Genomic DNA, 21,161 nt, shown 5'->3' with positions numbered 1-21,161 from the left:
AATGTATTTTAATTAAAGTTTAACTTTAGGTAAATTAATCTTTACTCAATTTCACTTTAAGGTTCTTGATCATGTCTTTAGACATTTCAGAAATTCCGAAATCATAGGTTAATCCCCAATCTTTTTTCGCTACAGAATCATCAATCGATGCCGGCCAAGAATCTGCAATTGCCTGTCTGAAATCCGGTTTGTAATCGATCTCAAATTCTGGAATTTCTTTCTTAATTTCTTCTGCCAATTCTTTTGGAGTGAAAGACATTCCACCCAAATTATAAGAAGAACGAACCGTTAAACTTTCTTTTGGAGCTTCCATTAATTTCAATGTTGCGTTAATCGCATCGTCCATATACAACATCGGCATTCCTGTATTTTCAGAAATGAAACTTGTGTATTTTCCTTCTTCAATTGCTTCATAAAAAATCTCAACAGCGTAATCTGTAGTACCTCCACCTGCCGGAGTTTTCCATGAAATCAATCCCGGATATCTGATACTTCTTACATCTACTCCATACTTGTCGAAATAATATTCGCACCATTTTTCACCTGCCATTTTAGAAATTCCATACACCGTTGTAGGATTCAAAACAACATCCTGCGCAACATTTTCTTTAGGAATTCCTTTCCCGAAAACAGCGATAGAACTTGGCCAGAATATCTTTTTAAGAAGACCTTCTTTTGCCATTTCACAAAACTGAAGAAGAGGTTCAAGGTTTAATTTCCATGCAAAAATTGGCTGCTTTTCAGAAGTTCCCGACAATAATGAAGCCAAATGATAAACAGTTGTGATGTCGTAATCTTTGATGACCTGTTTTACCAACTGAGTATTCGTAACGTCCATTCTTTCGTAATGGCCTGCAGCAGTAATGCCTTTTTGCCATCTGTCTAATCCAGAAGCAACTACATTTTCCGCTCCGTGGATCTCTACAAGTCTATTCGTAAGCTCGGTGCCGATCTGTCCCAGAGCACCCGTAATTAGTATTCTTTCCGTATAGGATTCCATTTTTACTTTTTTATTATGATCAAAAGCAAAAATAGAAATTTTAGACCCTATTCTAAAACAAAATTGTAAATTCGATTATAATTTTTAAAAATGAAAAAGTTAATTATTTCGCTTATCCTGTTTTCTCATTCGGTTTCAGCACAATACATCGATATCAACATTGTAAAAGAAGTTAAAGTAAAAAATAAAGGCGTCGTTGTTTCCGCACATCCATTGGCGAGTGAAGCTGGTGCAAAAATCCTTAAAATGGGTGGAAATGCCTACGATGCAATTACTGCCACGCAATACGCTCTAGCTGTTGTTTATCCACAAGCCGGAAATATCGGTGGCGGCGGATTTTTAGTCGGAGTTAAAAATAATGGAGAAAAATTTACTCTCGATTATCGTGAAACAGCTCCCAAAAAAGCCTCAAGAGATATGTATCTTGACAAAAACGGTAAAGCAAACACCGATTTATCCCAAAACGGCAGACTGGCAGTTGGAATCCCCGGAAGTATTGCCGGATTTTTCGCGACCTTAAAATACTGTAAACTTCCTATGAGTCAAATCATTCAGCCTGCAATTGATTTGGCTGAAAAAGGATTTGCGATCACAGATCATGAAGCAGATATGCTGAATTCCCAAAAAGAACATTTTCAAAAACATAATAAATCTTCAATCCTTTTTGTAAAAGATACCCCGTGGAAAGCCGGAGATCTTTTGGTTCAGAAAGAATTGGCAGAAACCTTAAAATTAATTCAGAAATTAGGTGCTAAAGGTTTTTATGAAGGAAAAACAGCCGATCTTTTGGTTGCCGAAATGAAAAGAGGAAACGGAATTATCACCTTAGAAGACTTAAAAAACTATAAAGTTGCCGAAAGAAAAGCTCTGGAATTTGATTATAAAGGAAGCAATGTCGTTACCATGCCTTTACCTTCAAGCGGAGGAGTTCTTTTAGCTCAAATGTTGAGAATGGCTGCTTTTGAAAACTTAGAAAAATATCAGCAAAACTCCACTCCTGCCGTACAGATCATGGTAGAAGCTGAAAGAAGAGCCTATGCCGACAGAGCCGAATATATGGGCGATCCTGACTTTATTGAGGATAAAACTTCTTATTTGATTTCTAATGATTATTTAAAAAACAGATGGAAAAGTTTCAGTTTTAATAAAGCAACTCCAAGTTCAGAGGTTGGAAAAATCATTAAACAACCGAAAGAATCAACCGAAACAACGCACATTTCAGTTATTGATAAAGATGGAAATGCAGCAGCAGTAACAACAACTCTTAATGGATATTATGGCAGCAAAGTATTAGTAACAGGTGCCGGATTCTTTTTAAATAATGAAATGGATGATTTCTCCGTAAAACCGGGTGTTCCCAATATGTTTGGAGCTGTAGGTGGTGAAGCTAATTCTATCCAGCCTAATAAAAGAATGCTTTCTTCCATGACACCAACTATTATCCTAAAAAATGGAAAGCCTTATATGGTGGTTGGAACTCCTGGAGGAACTACAATTCCAACTTCTGTATATCAATCTATCGTAGATGTTGTTGATTTTAAATTAAATGCCAATATCTCCGTGAATGCTCCGAAATTTCATCACCAATGGCTTCCTGAAACGGTTTCTGTCGAAAATAATTTCCCGGAAGCTACCATTTCAGAGTTAAAAGCTAAAAATTATGTTATTGAAAAAGTAAAATATATAGGAAAGACAGAAATGATCGTCATTGATGACAATGGAACGATTCATGCTGTTGCAGATGGCCGTGGCGATGATTCTGTAGCGATTGAATAATTTACGATACCATATTATATATCTGTTTCGGCGGGGCTTTCAGCCCCGCCGAAACTTTTCATGACTTTTATCATCTGTAAAGATAAATTTGCTTAATTTTCCGCCTTTAAAATCATAAATTTTTCGTTTTGAAAGCAAAAAAAATCTATCAGCAGCTTTATTTTCAGGTTATTATAGCAATCATTGCAGGTATTCTTTTAGGCAGATTCTATCCTGAACTGGGTGAAAAAATGAAACCACTAGGCGACGGATTTATCAAATTGGTAAAAATGATCATTGCTCCCGTAATTTTCATTACACTTACTTTAGGAATCGCTCATATGACCGATCTCAAAAAAGTGGGAAGGATTGCCATAAAAGCAATGATTTATTTCTTTACTTTTTCCACTTTGGCTTTAATTATTGGTTTAATTGTTGGGAATATTTTGCAGCCGGGACATGGTTTAAATATTGATCCTGCTACTCTTTCAGGCGATGTTTCACAATATCAGCAGAAAGCTCATGAAACGACCTTAACAGGCTTTATCATGAATATCATCCCTGAAACGTTGTTCAGTCCGTTGGTTGGAGAAAATATTTTGCAGGTTCTTCTTGTGGCCATTTTAATGGGAACTGCCTTAGTTTTAACGAAAGAAAAAAGCCAAAAAATAACAGATTTTTTACAGGATCTTTCTACTCCGATCTTTAAAATCGTTCATATGTTGATGAAACTAGCGCCAATCGGAGCTTTTGGAGCAATGGCTTTTACCATCGGAAAATATGGACTTCATTCTGTTTTGAATCTAATATTTTTAGTCGGAACCTTTTATATTACTTCTTCCCTTTTTGTGGTTTTAGTTTTGGGAGCCGTAGCGTGGTACAATGGTTTCAGTATTTTCAAATTAATGTATTATCTGAAAGAAGAACTGCTTTTGGTTTTAGGAACAAGTTCTTCAGAATCTGCTCTTCCAGGAATTATGGAAAAGCTTGAAAAAGCAGGCTGTTCAAGAGCAATTGTAGGTTTGGTAGTTCCGACCGGTTACTCTTTTAATCTTGATGGAACCAATATTTACATGACATTGGCATCATTATTCATTGCACAGGCTTTAAATATTGATCTCTCAATTGAGAAACAATTAATTTTACTTTTGGTTGCTATGCTAAGTTCAAAAGGTGCCGCAGGAGTTACAGGAGCTGGATTTGTTACTTTAGCCGCTACATTGGCTGTTGTTCCTGAAATTCCGATTGCAGGAATGACTCTGATTCTTGGAATTGATAAATTTATGAGTGAATGTCGTGCTTTGACGAACGTGATCGGAAATTCTGTAGCAACTGTAGTTGTTGCCAATTGGGAAAAGCAATTGGATAAAGATCAGTTACAATATTGTCTGGATCATCCAAATGAGATTGAGAAGAAATTGGAAGTTTGATTTTTAAGGAGCTTAATCCCGCTTTCCACTATATTTTTTTCGCCAACGCTTTTTTTTCAAAACCATTTCAGAAAAAGGATATCGTTCCAATCGGGGCTAGATATTGGTCGGAATTTAAATTATCGTCATAAAAACTTAACACATACTTTGTCATCCTGAAAGTATCTAACCATAGTATTAGAAGATAATATGGAAAGATTCACGTCTAGATTCCTCCGGAATGACAAACATTATGGTAAAAATTTATTATTGAGATTGCTTCGTCGCTTCGCTCCTCGCAATGACCTAAATCAAAATATTCAAGCTTGAGGGCTGAACTTTTACATGGATTGGAGATTTTATTTTGTTGAATTCTCCATCTAAATGCCAGTTTTTGGTGTTTACTTTAAATTCAATTTCAGAAACAGGGAGATAAGTGACGTAATCATCATCTTTCAGTTTCTTTGTAAACATTCTGTAGGCGAAGAGTGCAGAATAAGTCAGGGGAAATTTCTTAACCAAAACCATATCTACCAAGCCGTCACTTTTACTTGCGTTTGGGGCAATATATGCGTTGTTACCGAACTGGCGTGTGTTGGCGATATTCAGCATTAAATATTTACCGTTATATTGCTGATATTTTTCATCTGAAAATTTAACCTTAATCGGTTTGTAATTGAAGAAAGTTTTAAGTGAAACTTTGATATAGTTTTTGAATCCGCGGTCGGTTTTTTCAAATTCTTTGACTACTTTTCCATCAAATCCTGTTCCTGAAACGTTGATCGAAAGCCTGTCATTCACAGTAAATGTATCTATTTTTCTTGATTTTTTTTCTTTAATTTTCCCTAAAAGTTCATCCAAATTTTTACTGAACTTTGTTTCATTGGAAAAACCATTTCCTGAACCGGCAGGAAAAATAGCCAGAATTTTTTCTGTACTGATAAGGTTTTTTGCTACCGTAGAAATCGTTCCATCACCTCCTATCGCTACAAAAATATCAATTGTATTAAAGTTGTCATGAATAAAATCATCTGTTCCCTGAATAGATTCCGAAACATAATACAGCGGATTTCCAACCTTTTTTATCAGTTCATTAAGAAATGGCTGGTAATTTTTTTTGGCCGAAAAAGGGTTGATGATAAAGGCTACTTTTTCCATTGGTACAAAAGTAAAAAATTGTGCTGTTATTGAGAAGTATTTTAAAATTATTTAATTATAATCTAATACTACCCGTTATTTAAGCATCATTCGGTCTTTAAATTCGATATTCAAGGTTCCGCTCAGGTCATTCCAAGAAACAGGGATAATAATATCACCAATTGAATATCCTTTTTTAATTTCATCCTTATTATAATGAAAATACAGATTATTTTCATCGAAATAGAAATTCTCAGCTAAAGGAATTCTCTCTGCTAATAGTGCATTATATTCATCAACATCGTATTTTTTCATCTGCTGCATCATCGTTGTTTTATCAATATTATTACTTAATATTTCAGAAAGTCTATCTTCCGGAATTGAAGTGATATCCTTAAGTTTCAGCTTTTTATTATTATTGAGATCAAAAACCTTTTCAGAGTAGGTATAATAATTACAGATTCCCCCAATGAACAGACTTTCATAGTATTGGATGTGTAAATAGTCGTTTTTATTGAATTTAAGATTCATTTGAGAGGTTTTCTCCCATTTTTGAAGATGCTTTAAATGAATTAGTTTATTTGAACCTTTAAGTTTAGAATACAATTCGTTCTTTTTTGCTTCCAAATATTTTTTCAAGCCCTCTTTTGAAAAGTCCTTAATATTGTCTTTTTCATAAATGGTATGAAGCAGTTTTTGATCTTTTAAAGTTGGAAATACCAATAACTGTGAAGAATATTTCACAGTAATAGAGTCCAAAAGTTTTGTAAAATCTTCCTCAATAACAGAATCAATAGTAAAATTTACCGGAATATTGGATTTTATGTGTTTATTTTTAAATCCTATCTCTTTACAGGAGAAAAACGTTAGAAATACTAAAGTGACCAGAATAATTGCTGCATTTTTCATACGACTGTGTTTTGCTATGTAGGTCAAAAAATGTTCCAAAGAAAAAGCTCCCTGTAAAGAGAGCTTTGATATTATTTGATTTTCATTCTATTTTTAAATTCTGGATTTAAAGTTCCTTTTAACTCTTCCCATGAAATTGGTATGATAATATCTCCAGCCGCAAAAGCAGTTATTTCATAAGGACTGTAATGGAAATATAGATTTTTATCATCAAAATAGAAGTTATTTGTTGCCGGAATCATGTCTACTAATAGCATGTCCGAATTATTTACTTTTCCATTTTCATCCGTTGTACCGCTGTTGATTTTATTGATATTCTTCATAAGCAGTGTCTCAAGTTTATTTTTGGGCATTGAAGTAATATCTTTCAGTTCAACTTTTTTGTTGTTTTTTAAATCGAAAACCCTCTCATTATAGCCATAATTATCATGTGCTCCACCTTCATATGATCCCCAAATATATTGAATATGCATAAAATCATTTACATTAGATTTAAGATCCATAGAAGAACTTGTATACCATTCCTGAGAGTACTTTATATCGGAAATCCAGTCTTTTGAATCTTTTTTAATAGAATTATAAAAGTCGTCTTTTTCTTTTTTAACTAAATTTTCTATCCCTTTTTTAGAGAAATCATTGATATTTTTATTTGCAAAATAAATACTGTCTAATAATTTTTTATCCTTAATTGAAGGAAATACCAACATTTTTGAACTATATTTTAATTGTAAAGAATCAGTCAGTTTTATTGAATCTTCTACCTTTACAGAATCAACCGTAAATTTTTCAGGTTGTATTACTTCTGTTTTCTCACCGCTTGGATTTGTTGTCTCTGTCTTTTTGCAGGCCGAAAAAACAAAGAAAGAAGATAACGCTACAATAGCTATCGTATTTTTCATAATTTTAATTTTTTCTATTAAATACAAAAACCATTCAAAAAATGAATGGTTTTAAAATAATTTTGAAATTTTATTAATTTTAGCTATAAAACTTTAATTAAAAAACTGATTTACAAATACTTACTTTTTAATTAAGCTTATAACCTGATTTTCACTTTTTGAAGCTACTCCCCAAATTTGTTTGAAGGCAGGATAATATTCTTTTGGATAATCCGCGCTTCCTACAGAAGTTGTTGAGATGATTTCAAGCGTATTTCCTTTCTGTTCAATAACATAGCTATAGGCTATTTCTTTGTCATCTGTAACAATCTTTTTACTCTTTGGAAGTTCTTCAATTGTATATCCTTCAGGAATTTCTAATACAACTTTTTTCACTCTTGTATAAGGGGAAATAAAATCGATTGTGTATTTTCTTTCTTCCGTCTGATCAAATTCATTTGAATTTTTGTTTAAAAACAACATCGGATTAATAATCATCTTCTTCCCAACTCGGTCAATAAGATTATCAGAAGAGAATTTCATTGTACTTTCAAAATCGCCACTTTCAAGAACTTTAGAATCGATTCCTGTAAAATCTATGGCAAAATTTTCTTTGTATTGCTTCTTGTATTTGTCATTATTATCATCATAACTTTCCTTTGCGAACATCGCATAACTTCCGGTATCTTTGTCGGAATAAGTTCCTGAAATACTTCCGTCTTCATTAATCTTTGCATTGGCCGTAAGGTAAGTAAAACTTGGTTTTGCATTTACCATCTGTATGTGTTTTACCTCGCTTTTTGATAATAAGATTCCAAAACTATTCCAGTCTCTTGGAGGTAATTGATCCATTGATGATTGCTTGGAAGTGGCATCATATAAATGATAACCATCTTTAGTTTCAATAGCGGCAATTACAAAATTTAAATTTGTAACATTAGGAGCTATGATATTAATTAATCCATTATCAATTGTAGAAATAACAACAGGTTCTGCCTTAATTCCAGACTCACGAAGCATTAAAACTAATAAAAGATTTATTTCAGCTGCATTTCCCGTCTTTGTATCTATTAATTTTTTAATTCCATCATCAGTATAAATATCCCTATTTTTATTCCAGGTATATGTTTTTTTTACATATTCAAAAATTGCATTCGCTCTTTCTATATCATTTTTTATACTTGAAATACTTGAAGGAATGCTTTCTTTTGCCAGCTTTCCTTTTTTAAGTTCCCCACCGAAATATTCATTTTCATAAAGTCTATCTTTTATTTGCTCCCAAGATGACGAATACATTGTTAATTGGCCATAATTATTTGTAGAATGAATTTCTGCACTTATTTTAGTCCTGTAATTTCTGTCATTTTTAATAAATTTCTCTGTCTTAAAAGGCTTAAGATTATCATATGCAAATCTATATGTCTTATACTGCGCACCATATAAATTTGTTTCTTCAACTTCTTTATATTTGGGAGACAAAGACCCTGTATAATTGATATTATATGAAATATTAATCGGAGTATCTAATACATATTCCGTATATAATGATGGTGCGTCTGTTTCTATTAAGATTTCCTGTATTCTATATAAAAAAGGAGAAGCTATTTCGTATTGATATTCTATAATAGATCCGTCTTTAACATTCGGAAATGCAAATTTAGCAATTGAAACAGACTTACTTTCTTTGCTTTTAAATTTTGAGTTTTTTTCAACCTTAGTTGTAACTACCGATCCGTTTTCAAGATTATACGTAAAAGCTTTTATTTTATTTAATTTTTCCTCTCCAATCGAATTTTGATAGAGTGGGATTTCGAGATTCAACCAATCCTCGGCTTTATCTTTATTATAAATTTTAATTCTATAAAAATATTTTTTATTAAGCTGTCCTGTAGCATTATCGATCATAAAATGTACAGATCTATATATAATTTCAGCAGGAGCATTTTCATCTAATGCTGATTTTTGCTTTGATAGATCTGCATCATTAAATTTTGGAGGATCTAGATATTCGTGTTTTTGTGCATCAATAAAAACAAAATTCATTGAGCAAAAGGCGATTAATAATATTTTTCTCATGTTTAGATCTTAGTAATTAAAATTTTTGAGTTATCGTTACCTATAGTTTTTTTTCTGAAATTGATATAATCATTGTATTTTTCTTTTGGGAAAATTCCTTTATTAACACGGATTTTTCTACTTACTTTCAGCTCAGTTCCATTTTTTACAAAGCTTAATTTGTAAGTTCCGAATTCAGAAGTAAGGTTTACATCATTAGGAACTTCGTCTATTTTGAAACTGTTCGGAATGGTAAAATTAATTTCATATTCATCTTCAAAAGACTGTCCGATTTCAAAAGGCAATTCCCTGTTTTCTTCTGTTTTATAAATATTATTTGAAAATATCGGCACAGCTCTGAATATTATGCTACTTCCTGCATTTTTAGAATAATTATTTGATTTAAAATCAACATTATAGGCTGCAAAAGCATTATCACGATCGTTAACGAAGTTTTTCATTTCTACTTTTTCGCAATTCAAAACATCCAATCGTTTTTTTATCGCTTCATTCTTTTCTTTTGGGGATAAACTAGCAAATCCCATGTTATAATCATACTGACTTCCTGTATAAGTAAATTCACCTACGCCCGTTAAGCTGTTATCTTCATTAATTTTAACTTTTAAAATCTGCTTTTCTTTATTCTTGTCTGCTGAAGAAACAGGAGTATTGATAAGCTCAATCCCATCCTTTTTGATTGAAAGCACATTTCTATCTGTTGTATTATAACTTAAATGATTGAAAGCTATCTGTTGAGAGGTATTTTCAAGCCAAATATTTCCTTTTTCTGTAGGAACCATTAAAATAGCATGGTTTCCTCCCATTTTTGGAAAATCAGGATCGAAAGAAATATCAGAACGACTTGAATTAATTACCGAATAATAAGACGGGATACCCGCCTCATTTAAAAGAGTTCTCATATAGTTGGTAAGACCTTTACAGTCTCCATATCCTTTTTTATCAACCTCATCAGGAGTCATTGGCTGCCAGCCTCCGATACCTAAAGCTACCGCAATATACCTGGTCTTCGTCTGCATATATTGATATATTTTCTTCACCTTTTCTTCTGTAGAACCTTGCAAATTAAGGCCTGCAATCTCAGCTTTAATGGTTGGTGTAGACACAGAAACCGGTTGCAGGATACTATTGTAGTACCACGAACCGAAGTCCGACCAGGTTGTAAGATTTCCCTGTTTACCTTCAAGATTAAATTTCGCCAATGAAAAACTTACTTTTGGTAATATTTTTTCTGGCTGAGGCAGTAAATTAATCTCATCAATTGCAGGAACATTTTTATAAGTATACACTTTTTCTGTTCCGTTATTATTTTCAATTACTGACGCGTAATTATATTTTGAAGGATAAATTTTTGTTCTGAGATCGATCCCCGATTTATTAATGATCTTAAACTGCTTTTCTTCAACAGATGTATTGGTTGTTGAAAAAGGCATAAAATCCGGAATGAAAATCGTATTTTCATCAGAGATCTGATAAGAATATTCAATCGTATACGGATATTGAGCAGGAGTATATACTAAGCCTAAAAATCGGTCATCAGAATAGAACACTCCTTGCGAATTATTCGCATAATCACCAAAATCAGATTTTGAATATGATTTTATTTTCTTCCCTGATTCATCGTAAACAATTACTTTAACATCAGATATTTGATCACCTTTTTCATAAGGAATATAGACAACAGCTTTTTCATCTCCGTCTTTGCTCAGAACAGTTGTAGCTCTGTTATACTGATATTTTACATCATCAATTTTATTAATCTGAATTGTTGTAAAATCTTTTCGGATAACAACATTTGCATCTTTCTTTAAATTTTCAGGAATTGCAGAAGCAGGATAGTTTTGTGCGTAGTATAGGGAAGCTATAGAAAAGGCTCCAATATAAAGTATTTTCATCATAGTTATTAAAATTATGCAAAGGTAACAAAATCTTAATAAATGTTAAAAATAAATTTTAAAAATAAAAAAAGACCTCATTTCTAAAGCCTTTTAATTGATATTTAAGATGTTTTACTTTAATCTTTTTACAGAGAAAAATGTTAGTGAATTATTACCATTTAATGTTGATAAACCTCTCATTAATAATGTAGATGTGTTACTGGTTTGTTGTCCTACATAAAACGAATACGTTTTAGAAGCTTGTAAATCCATTGCTACTAAATAGCTATAATTTTTCACTTCCCCATTACCCAAATCTTTTACCGTATCTAAACCGAAAGAATTCCATGTATTATCTGTGACATTAAATATCCCATAATATAAATTTCCGCTTAATGGGCCATTACTTTGTACCTGTATCGGGAAATTCATACTAATTAAATAGGTACCATCAGCATTTACCCTAAATGAATTTGTAGTTGCAGTTCCTGTAAAAGTATTGTAATTATCAATTAATTCAACAGTCATTTGACCAATAGGATTTCGATTGACACCTCCTGCAGGATTGTCAGAACTAGTAGGGATTGTCCAGTCTTTAGCCAATCTCATCGACATCTCCTGTGCTACCTGCACAACTCCATTAATCATAATTAGAGTTCCTGTACCATTAGGTAAATTATTATCAGTTCCCGCTGTATACTTCCATACAGTTCCGTCAAAATAATAGTTTCCTATACTTTTCACATTCACAGTTTGCCCTGCCGGGGCACTATCTGGTGCTGTTACATACACCTGTGCTCCTGTCTGAGCAGCTGTGTAAGTCTTAGCCCTCAACTGATCTCCTGTTATTCTTGGAGGGATAATACCATCTAAACTTGAAGGATTAGTCGGTTTGCCTATAACATCTAATGATGCTTTTGGGTTTGGAGTATTAATACCTACCTGAGCATTCATACCCGTAAATAAACCCGCTAAAGAGGCGAGCATAATAATTTTTTTCATGTTTGTAATATTTGTATTTTTCAGCTACAAATATAACTTTTTTCATACTATGAAGAAATAATTTTTAATAGATATAAATCGATATTAAAATATTTAAAATGCATAAAAAAAGACTTCATTTCTGAAGTCTTTAAAATTTATTTAAATCAAGATCAATTATACATCAATCTTAGCATATTTTGCATTTTTCTCGATAAATTCTCTTCTTGGCGGAACTTCATCTCCCATCAACATTGAGAAAACACTGTCTGCTTCAACAGCATTATCAATCGTAACCTGTTTCAAGATTCTGTGTTCAGGGTTTAGGGTTGTTTCCCAAAGTTGTTCAGGATTCATCTCTCCAAGACCTTTGTAACGTTGAACCTCAACACCTTTACCGTCCGGAGACATTTCTAAAGTAAATTCTTCACGTTCTTTTTCGTTATAAGCATATACTTTTTTGTTTCCTTTTTTTAATAGATATAAAGGAGGTTGAGCAATATAGATATATCCGTTCTCAATCAATTCTTTCATAAATCTAAAGAAGAATGTAAGAATCAACGTAGAAATGTGAGATCCATCAATATCGGCATCGGTCATGATCACAACTTTATGGTATCTTAATTTAGCCATATTCAAGGCTTTACTGTCTTCTTCAGTTCCTACAGAAACTCCAAGAGCAGTGTAAATATTCTTGATTTCTTCGTTATCATATACTTTATGAAGCATAGATTTTTCTACGTTCAAGATCTTACCTCTTAACGGAAGAATAGCCTGGAAATGTCTGTCTCTACCTTGTTTCGCAGTTCCACCTGCTGAATCTCCCTCCACTAGGAATAGTTCAGATTCTGCGGGATCTTTAGATGAACAGTCAGATAATTTTCCCGGAAGTCCAGAACCTCCCATTGGAGATTTTCTCTGAACCATTTCACGAGCTTTTTTCGCTGCCTGTCTAGCTTTTGCCGCTAAAACAACTTTCTGAACGATGATTTTTGCTTCGTTAGGATTTTCTTCCAAGAAATTGGAAAGCATCTCCCCAACGATTTTATCAACTGCTCCGGAAACTTCAGAGTTTCCTAATTTTGTTTTAGTCTGTCCTTCAAACTGAGGCTCCATAACTTTTACAGAAATCACGGCTGTTAATCCTTCACGGAAGTCATCCCCTGTAATTTCTACTTTTTCTTTAGCAGGAATTCCCAAATCATCAGCATATTTTTTCAAAGTTCTCGTCAAAGCACGTCTGAAACCTGCCAAGTGAGTACCACCTTCATGTGTATTGATATTGTTAACATAAGAGTGAAGATTTTCGCTGAATGACGTGTTATAACGCATCGCCACCTCAACAGGAATGTCATCTCTTTCTGCTTCCATGAATATTACGTTCTCCATGATAGATTCACGGTTTCCATCGATATATTCAACAAACTCTTTTAATCCACCTTCAGAATGAAAAATTTCTGTTGGGAAAGATCCGTCTTCGTTTGGTTCTCTTTCATCGATAAGAGTTATGGTGATTCCTTTATTAAGGAAAGCCAATTCTCTCAATCTCGTTGCAAGAGTATCATAGTTGTAAACTGTTTCCTGAAAAATCGTAGCATCCGGCTGGAAGAAAACCTCCGTTCCTCTTTCCTCGGTAGTTCCTATTTCAGCAACATCTGCCAACGCTTTACCTTCTGAATATTTTTGTTGATATAATTTACCGTTAAGGCTTACTGTAGCTACCAATAAAGTAGAAAGTGCATTCACACAAGAAACTCCAACCCCATGAAGACCACCGGATACTTTGTAAGAATCTTTATCAAATTTTCCTCCGGCTCCAATTTTAGTCATTACAACCTCCAGAGCAGATTTTTGTTCTTTTTCGTGGAAATCTACAGGAATACCTCTCCCGTTATCTTTTACAGAGATACTTTCTCCGTCATGAATTGTTACCTTAATAGTATCACAGTATCCTGCTAAAGCCTCATCAATAGAGTTATCTACTACTTCATAAACCAAATGATGAAGACCTCTTACTCCTACATCACCAATGTACATAGATGGTCTTAGTCGAACGTGTTCCATCCCTTCTAAGGCTTGGATACTGCTAGCTGTATATTGTTTTTGACTCATATTAAATATTAAAATCTTGCTATATGCAAAGACCTACAAATATCGTGATTTTTTTCGATTTATCAAAGTTAAAAAGTGTCAAAAAAAAGTAGAGTTTTTAACAAAAACGGACAGGATTTTTTTAATTAAAAAGAAACAAAGTTATAGCAATTTCCGCACAGACCATACTGTTTTAAATCATATTAAACATCAATAATTTATGCTTAAATTTATTTACTCAAAAATTAATTATTATGGACGATTTTCTTGCAGCTCGTGCACAAATGGCCATATCTCTAGGTTTCCACATTGTTTTTGCTTGTGTTGGTATGGTTATGCCTTTTTTAATGGCTTTTGCTCACTGGAAATACCTAAAGACCAATAATGAGATCTATAAAGGTCTCACAAAAGCCTGGAGCAAAGGGGTTGCTATTCTATTCGCGACCGGAGCCGTTTCCGGGACAATGCTTTCATTTGAATTAGGACTTCTATGGCCCGGATTTATGAAACATGCCGGACCTATTTTCGGAATGCCATTTTCATTGGAAGGAACCGCCTTTTTTATTGAAGCCATCGCCATTGGGTTTTTCCTTTACGGATGGGATAAATTTAACAAATGGTTCCATTGGTTTTGCGGATTTTTAGTCGGCTTAAGTGGTTTAGCTTCAGGAATTTTGGTTGTTGCAGCCAATGCCTGGATGAATTCCCCTTCAGGTTTTGATTATATTAATGGACAATATGTCAATATAGATCCTATAAAAGCGATGTTTAATGATGCCTGGTTTCCGCAGGCTTTACACATGACGGTTGCGGCATTTTGTGCGACAGGATTTGTGGTAGCGGGAGTTCATGCTTATTTAATCATGAAAAAGAAAAATGTAGAGTTTCATACCAAAGCATTTAAAATTGCCGCTGCTTTTGCATTGATCGGTGCTTTTGGTGCTCCATTGACGGGAGATGTTGCCGCAAAGTCAGTCGCAGAAAGACAACCTATTAAATTAGCCGCAATGGAAGCCCATTTCGAAACAGAAAAAGGCGCGGCTTTTGTCTTGGGAGGAATTCCGGATGAAGAAAAAGGAGAAGTGAAATATGCCATAAAGATCCCAAAAGTATTGAGCTTTTTAGTAAGTAACGATTTTAATTCCGAAGTAAAAGGTCTTAATGATTTTCCAAGAGATGAATGGCCACCGGTTTCCGTTGTTCATTATGCTTTTCAAATCATGATTTTCTTTGGAGTTGTCATGATATGTATAGGATCAGTTTATTTATATGCTGTTTTCTTTAAAAAGGAATGGCTTACTAAAAACTGGTTGTTAAAAACATTTTTCTTCGCCACCCCTTTCGGATATATCGCATTGGAAGCGGGCTGGACAGTAACTGAAGTCGGCCGACAACCATGGATCATCTATGGAATTATGAGAACAGTTGATGCCGTTACCCCAATGCCGGGAATACAGTATTCTTTTTACTTTTTTACCGCAATTTTCGTTTCGTTATCATTAATTATTATTTTCCTTTTGAGAAGACAAATACAAATGGTTCCGAAGCTGTATGACCCTACCGATACTCAGTTTAACGATAAAAATATGAAGTCATGATTTACGTAGTTATAGGCTTTCTCTGGCTATCCATTTGTTTGTATGTGATTTTAGGAGGTGCCGATTTCGGAGCAGGAATTGTTGAACTTTTCACCAAAAAAAGAGCCCGTGACAAAACCAAAGAAATCATGTATGAATCTATCGCACCTGTTTGGGAAGCGAATCATATGTGGCTGATTATCGCAATTGTGATACTTTTTGTAGGTTTTCCTGAGATTTATACAACAATGTCAACTTATCTTCATATTCCATTGGTTTTAATGCTTTTGGGGATCATTGCAAGGGGTACAGCTTTTACTTTCAGACATTATGATGCAGTAAAAGATAATTGGCAGGTTTTATACACTCAGATCTTCTATTATGCGAGTCTTTTAACACCTTTTTTCTTAGGATTAATTGCTGCTGCAACGGTTTCCGGATCTATCAATCCCGATGCAACGACATTTTTAGATCTGTATATTTTCAGCTGGCTGAATTGGTTTGGAGTGGCGGTTGGTTTATTTACCGTTTCACTTTGTGCCTATCTGGCGTCTATTTTTTCTTTGAGAGAAACAACCGACAGACTGGAATTAGGTTTAATGATCAAAAAATCACACCAAACGATGATCTTCGTAGTGATTACCGGAGCTTTGGTATTCTTAACGGCTTATCTTTCAGACATTCCTTTGGTAACGTGGGTTTTCTCAAAGCCTTTAGGAGTTATGGCCACCGTTTTTGCAACAGTTGCTTTAGGCTTAATATTAAAAGCCATGCACAACAGAAAACTGCTTCCGGTAAGGGCTTTGGCAGGATTTCAAATTATCATGATCTTAGTTGCTGCAACTTATCAGCATAATCCCAACATTATTTTATTAGGAAACGGACAATATCTTTCATTACTACAGCATGTAGCTGCCCCAAAAACAATTTCAGCATTGGGTTGGGCTTTGATGCTGGGTTCGTTATTTATTTTGCCGTTTTTGTTTTATCTGATGGCTTCATTTAGTAAGTTGAGAAAATAATATTTCACGATATAAACCGTCAAACTTTGGCGGTTTTTTTATTTTTTAATCAAAACAACTTCCACTCTCCTATTCTTAACACGATTTGCTTCTGTACGTTCAGGATAAATTAATGGATTAAGATGACCTAGTCCAACGGCTTTTATTCGGCTAGAATCGATTCCTTGCATTTGTAGAAATTCCTTAATTGCATTAGCTCTCGTCCAGGAAAGATTAAAGGTTCCCAAATCAATATCTTTACCATCAAAATTTTCGTAATCACAGCAAATATGACCTTGTAATTCGATCTCCAATGTCGGATTTTCTTTCATTATTTTTAAGAGCTGCTTAACACTTTCGTTACCGTTTGGAAGCCAGACATGACGGTTTCCAATAAAATTAACGTTAGGCAACGAAAATGTTTCTTTCACTTTCATTTCTGAAATGTTTGTATTCAAAAAACTAGGAAATTCTTTTTGTGAAATTTCCTGTCCCTGTTCAATAAATACATCTACTCTTCTGTTTTTTCCTCGCAATTCATCTGTACTGCTGTCATTGATCTGCTTTTCATCGCCTAAGCCAACAGTACTTTTCAAATTGATAGTATTTCCGATTTTTTCCTGTAAATATTTACTGACTGTATTGGCTCTTTTTTCGGATAAAACCTTGTTATATCCTACACTTCCCGAAGGATCACAATTCCCAAAAACGCTGAATGTTAAATTGGTTTTTAATTGAGCCAGACTATCCAATTTCTTTTTAGATTCTTCATTAAGTTCCGAACTGTCATGCTCAAAATAAACCGATGTGAGCATTTGCGCATCAATCCCGACAGAAGAGAAAATCAGAAGGCAAAACAGAATGAGTTTCATCAGTTTTAGGTTTTGTAGAAAAACGGAAAATATCACTTTATAGTTTATTAAAAACAAAAAAAATCCTGAAAAATTTCAGGATTTTTTTATAATTTATTTTTAGTGATCTAAATTTTTAAACCAATTTCATGAAAACATTTTCATCAACTTTCTCAACTTTAACCAAATTATTTTTAGTTAAAACTTTAGAAGCTTTATCCCATTTTTTACCGGAAAGTTTGCTTTTTTCTTTCACTTCAGCTAGAGAAAATGCTTCTTCCTGAGTTTTTAAAATGTCTAGGATTGCATTTTCATCTTCTCCCAATTCAATTTGAACGACTGCTTTTTCAGGTTTCATTTGAGGGAAGAATAATACCTCCTGAATAGATGCATTATTTGTTAAGAACATAATTAATCTATCCATTCCGATTCCTAAACCAGACGTTGGCGGCATCCCGTATTCCAACGCTCTCAAGAAATCTTCGTCAATGAACTGACCAGCTTCATCATCACCTTTTTCAGATAATTTCAACTGCTCTTCAAAACGTTCTCTTTGATCAATCGGGTCATTAAGCTCAGAATAAGCGTTCGCGATTTCTTTACCGCAAACCATTAATTCAAAACGCTCTGTAAGACCTTCTTTGCTTCTATGTTTTTTAGTAAGAGGCGACATTTCGATCGGGTAATCTGTAATGAAAGTCGGCTGAATGAAGTTTCCTTCACATTTTTCACCAAAAATTTCATCGATTAATTTTCCTTTACCCATGGTTTCGTTTACATCAATTCCGATAGATTTAGCAAAATCAAACAATTCCTGTTCAGTTTTTCCTGTAATATCGAAACCTGTAAACTTCTGAATAGCTTCCGTCATAGAAACTCTTGGATAAGGAGCTTTCCAGCTGATATTATGTTCGCCGAAAGTTGATTCTGTACTTCCGTTAACCTGAGTTGCACAGAATTCTAATAATTTTTCTGTGAAATCCATCATCCAGTTGTAGTCTTTGTAGGCTACATAAATCTCCATTGCTGTAAATTCCGGGTTGTGCGTTCTGTCCATCCCTTCATTTCTGAAGTTTTTTGAGAATTCATAAACACCGTCGAAACCACCAACGATCAATCTTTTCAGATATAATTCGTTCGCAATTCTTAAATATAATGGAATATCCAACGCATTGTGATGCGTCATAAACGGTCTTGCAGCAGCTCCACCAGGGATCGACTGAAGAATTGGAGTTTCAACCTCAAAATATCCTGCATTATTGAAGAAATTTCTCATGGCATTGAACAATTTTGTTCTTTTCACGAAAACTTCTTTCACATGAGGATTTACCGTTAAATCTACATAACGCTGTCTGTATCTCATTTCAGGATCGTTGAATGCGTCATGCACTACTCCGTTTTCGTCAGTTTTAGCTTGAGGAAGCGGACGTAAAGCTTTGGTAAGAAGCGTAAAGTTTTTAACCAAAACTGTCTTCTCACCCACCTGAGTTGTAAACAAATCTCCTTCAATACCGATAATATCACCGATATCTAAAAGGTGCTTGTATACTTCATTATATAACGTTTTATCTTCTCCTGTACAGATCTCGTCTCTGTTGAAATATACCTGAATTTTACCTGTAGAATCCTGCAATTCAGCAAAAGAAGCCTTCCCTTGAATTCTGCGGGACATCAATCTACCAGCGATCTTCACGTGTTTACTTTCAGCGAAGTCCTGTTTTATAGATTCTGTAGTGTCTGTGATTGTATATTCTTCCGCAGGGAATGCGTTAATCCCCATTTCAACAAGTTTATTAAGCTTTTCTCTTCGTATTATTTCCTGTTCTGATAATTGCATTTCTCTATATTTCAATAACGTGCAAAGATAATTGTTTTTAGCCTTATGAGTCAATAAAAAATCCATCAGATTAAAAATATCGTATATGCCAAGATAATGCTATATTTATATCCCATCTATATGAATTATAGATTCTATTAAACCAACATCATTTAATTCAATTTTATGAAAAAAATTATTATAACAATCTCATTAATTGGTTCTACAGGATCCATCAATGCGCAAATTGGTATCAACACATCAAATCCAACGTCATCATTAGACATTGTAGCAAAAAATGCTACAGGAACTACCACCAATGTAGACGGATTAATTGCTCCGAGGGTAGACAGGCAAAGAGCGCAGGTCATGTCTGCCATTCCTACAGGGACGTTAATTTACATTAACGATCCAGCAACGGGAACCGCCGCAGGACAAGCCGTAAACATTACATCAGTGGGTTACTATTATTTTGAAGCCGGTGTTTGGCAGAAATTAACAACCCCCGCCTCTATTAATGCTTTAGCATGGAATATTTTAGGAAACACCGGAACAAATTCTTCTACCAATTATTTAGGAACAGCAGACAATCAAGACCTTATTTTTAAAAGAAATAATGTACAGGCAGGTTTATTAACCACAACCAATACATCCTTTGGCGTAAGTTCAATTCCAACAGCGGTAACAGGATCCGGAAATACAGCTTTAGGAAACAACTCTTTAAGCACCGTAACTTCAGGAATAAGAAACGTAGGAATAGGCATTAATACAGGAAGAGGAATTACAACCGGAGGCACCAATATTGCCATCGGAGGAAATGCCCTTTCTAATACCGGTGCTTCTGCAGTACAAAGGAATATTGCCATTGGAGACAATGCTTTACTGGCAAATACAGGAGGAAATTCTAATATTGCAATTGGCATCAATGCAGGAGCCGCAATCACAACAGGTGTAAACAACACTTTATTAGGCGATACAGCAGGAAATAATATTTCCACAGGAGGGAATAATATTGCCATAGGAAATACAACCCAAATACAGTCTGCAACAACAAGCAATCAGATGAATGTTGGAAACTTGCTTTTTGGAACAGGAATGAATGGAACTGTAACTGCTCCTGCAGGAAATATAGGAATAAATCAACCTGCTCCTGCAAGAAAACTTGATGTAAATGCGGCTGCTGCTCCTATAAGAGTATCAAATTTACAGGCCGTTACTCCAACAACGCCGGCGACTTCCGTTCCTTTAGTATTAGATACCGCAACAGGTGATATTTATCAAGGAAAATCTTCAGAACTTCTAATTTCAAACACTAATGCTATTCCTAATGCAACTCCTGTAAACTTAACTGTAACGGCTACTGCAGCTGCGATAGGTTCTACAATTGGATCATTATTTAATACAACATTTACCATTACACGTCCGGCCGTTGTTTCAATGTTTTACTCAATGTCAACAACATTTACAACAGCAACAGGAACCGTAATCGCCGACGGAACTCCAAGAATTTCATTTACCTGGGCAAGAATTTCAGATTCTACGGGAGCTACTATTATTCAGGATAATATGGGATTATCATCGGTTTCACATTCAAATAGTGTGAGTGTTACCTCAAATTTAACCGGAGCATATTATAGTTCTGCCAATCCTCATATTAATCTTCCGGCAGGAACCTATAGACTTGATATTTTCGGTTCGGTATCTTGTTCAAGTTCACAATCTGTGCGAGCAACTTATGGTTCCGGAACAGATAATTTATATTTAAAAGCTGAATATAATTGATCTTAAATATTTAAAAATCAGAAG

Annotated in this window: 15 protein-coding genes; 5 read left to right on the top strand and 10 right to left on the bottom strand. The window is 34.3% G+C overall.

Features of this window, described 5'->3' with window-relative positions; all coding sequences use genetic code 11:
* Positions 1 to 34: 34 nt before the first annotated feature.
* Positions 35 to 1,000 (bottom strand): NAD-dependent epimerase/dehydratase family protein, encoded by a 966-nt coding sequence (locus EG348_RS15295; RefSeq protein WP_123983862.1) that lies wholly within the window; start codon positions 998 to 1,000, stop codon positions 35 to 37.
* A gap of 90 nt (positions 1,001 to 1,090) precedes the next feature.
* On the opposite strand from EG348_RS15295, the gene ggt reads away from it, so the two are divergent.
* Positions 1,091 to 2,776, top strand: coding sequence for a gamma-glutamyltransferase (gene ggt / locus EG348_RS15290; RefSeq protein WP_123983861.1), 1,686 nt, complete (start codon positions 1,091 to 1,093; stop codon positions 2,774 to 2,776).
* A 128-nt stretch (positions 2,777 to 2,904) separates the two neighbouring features.
* Positions 2,905 to 4,185 (top strand): dicarboxylate/amino acid:cation symporter, encoded by a 1,281-nt coding sequence (locus tag EG348_RS15285; RefSeq protein WP_123983860.1) that lies wholly within the window; start codon positions 2,905 to 2,907, stop codon positions 4,183 to 4,185.
* A gap of 285 nt (positions 4,186 to 4,470) precedes the next feature.
* Here the strand turns inward: EG348_RS15285 and EG348_RS15280 are convergent, their stop codons facing one another.
* From EG348_RS15280 to gyrB, 7 genes are all read right to left on the bottom strand, one after another.
* Positions 4,471 to 5,322 (bottom strand): diacylglycerol/lipid kinase family protein, encoded by an 852-nt coding sequence (locus EG348_RS15280; RefSeq protein WP_123983859.1) that lies wholly within the window; start codon positions 5,320 to 5,322, stop codon positions 4,471 to 4,473.
* Between the two features lie 75 nt (positions 5,323 to 5,397).
* Positions 5,398 to 6,210 carry an RsiV family protein gene (locus tag EG348_RS15275; protein WP_123983858.1) on the bottom strand — a complete coding sequence of 271 codons (813 nt, stop codon included), beginning with the start codon at positions 6,208 to 6,210 and terminating at the stop codon, positions 5,398 to 5,400.
* 71 nt (positions 6,211 to 6,281) lie between these two features.
* Entirely contained in the window at positions 6,282 to 7,109 is an 828-nt protein-coding gene (locus EG348_RS15270) for an RsiV family protein (protein WP_123983857.1), read from the bottom strand.
* A gap of 120 nt (positions 7,110 to 7,229) precedes the next feature.
* Positions 7,230 to 9,164, bottom strand: a complete 1,935-nt coding sequence (locus EG348_RS15265) for a DUF3857 domain-containing protein (protein WP_123983856.1) — start codon at positions 9,162 to 9,164, stop codon at positions 7,230 to 7,232.
* Between the two features lie 2 nt (positions 9,165 to 9,166).
* Positions 9,167 to 11,059: a DUF3857 domain-containing protein gene (locus EG348_RS15260; protein WP_123983855.1), complete on the bottom strand. Its 1,893-nt coding sequence runs from the start codon at positions 11,057 to 11,059 to the stop codon at positions 9,167 to 9,169.
* Positions 11,060 to 11,170: 111 nt separating this feature from the next.
* Positions 11,171 to 12,040 carry a hypothetical protein gene (locus EG348_RS15255; RefSeq protein ID WP_123983854.1) on the bottom strand — a complete coding sequence of 290 codons (870 nt, stop codon included), beginning with the start codon at positions 12,038 to 12,040 and terminating at the stop codon, positions 11,171 to 11,173.
* Positions 12,041 to 12,196: 156 nt separating this feature from the next.
* On the bottom strand, positions 12,197 to 14,131 hold the full coding sequence (gene gyrB / locus EG348_RS15250) for a DNA topoisomerase (ATP-hydrolyzing) subunit B (RefSeq protein WP_123983853.1): 1,935 nt from the start codon (positions 14,129 to 14,131) through the stop codon (positions 12,197 to 12,199).
* Between the two features lie 233 nt (positions 14,132 to 14,364).
* Between gyrB and EG348_RS15245 the strand changes: the two genes are divergently transcribed.
* Complete coding sequence (locus tag EG348_RS15245) at positions 14,365 to 15,708, top strand: cytochrome ubiquinol oxidase subunit I (protein WP_123983852.1); 1,344 nt, start codon at positions 14,365 to 14,367, stop codon at positions 15,706 to 15,708.
* Positions 15,705 to 16,709, top strand: a complete 1,005-nt coding sequence (locus tag EG348_RS15240) for a cytochrome d ubiquinol oxidase subunit II (protein WP_123983851.1) — start codon at positions 15,705 to 15,707, stop codon at positions 16,707 to 16,709. The genes EG348_RS15245 and EG348_RS15240 overlap by 4 nt, the downstream gene beginning before the upstream one ends.
* A gap of 38 nt (positions 16,710 to 16,747) precedes the next feature.
* On the opposite strand, the gene EG348_RS15235 is transcribed toward EG348_RS15240, so the two are convergent.
* A complete protein-coding gene (locus EG348_RS15235; protein WP_123983850.1) occupies positions 16,748 to 17,560 on the bottom strand; it encodes an OmpA family protein in 813 nt (270 codons plus the stop codon).
* A 115-nt stretch (positions 17,561 to 17,675) separates the two neighbouring features.
* The gene (lysS, locus tag EG348_RS15230) at positions 17,676 to 19,376 is read right to left on the bottom strand and encodes a lysine--tRNA ligase (RefSeq protein ID WP_123983849.1); all 1,701 of its coding nucleotides are present in this window, start codon (positions 19,374 to 19,376) and stop codon (positions 17,676 to 17,678) included.
* 165 nt (positions 19,377 to 19,541) lie between these two features.
* Here lysS and EG348_RS15225 point away from each other — a divergent pair, with 165 nt between their 5' ends.
* Entirely contained in the window at positions 19,542 to 21,137 is a 1,596-nt protein-coding gene (locus tag EG348_RS15225) for a beta strand repeat-containing protein (RefSeq protein ID WP_123983848.1), read from the top strand.
* Positions 21,138 to 21,161 lie beyond the last annotated feature (24 nt).

The sequence above is a fragment of the Chryseobacterium sp. G0201 genome (assembly GCF_003815655.1).
In the GTDB taxonomy this organism is placed as follows: Bacteria; Bacteroidota; Bacteroidia; order Flavobacteriales; family Weeksellaceae; genus Chryseobacterium.
The sequence above is the reverse complement of the archived record's forward strand: the minus strand, read 5'-3'. Positions and strand labels throughout refer to the sequence as shown.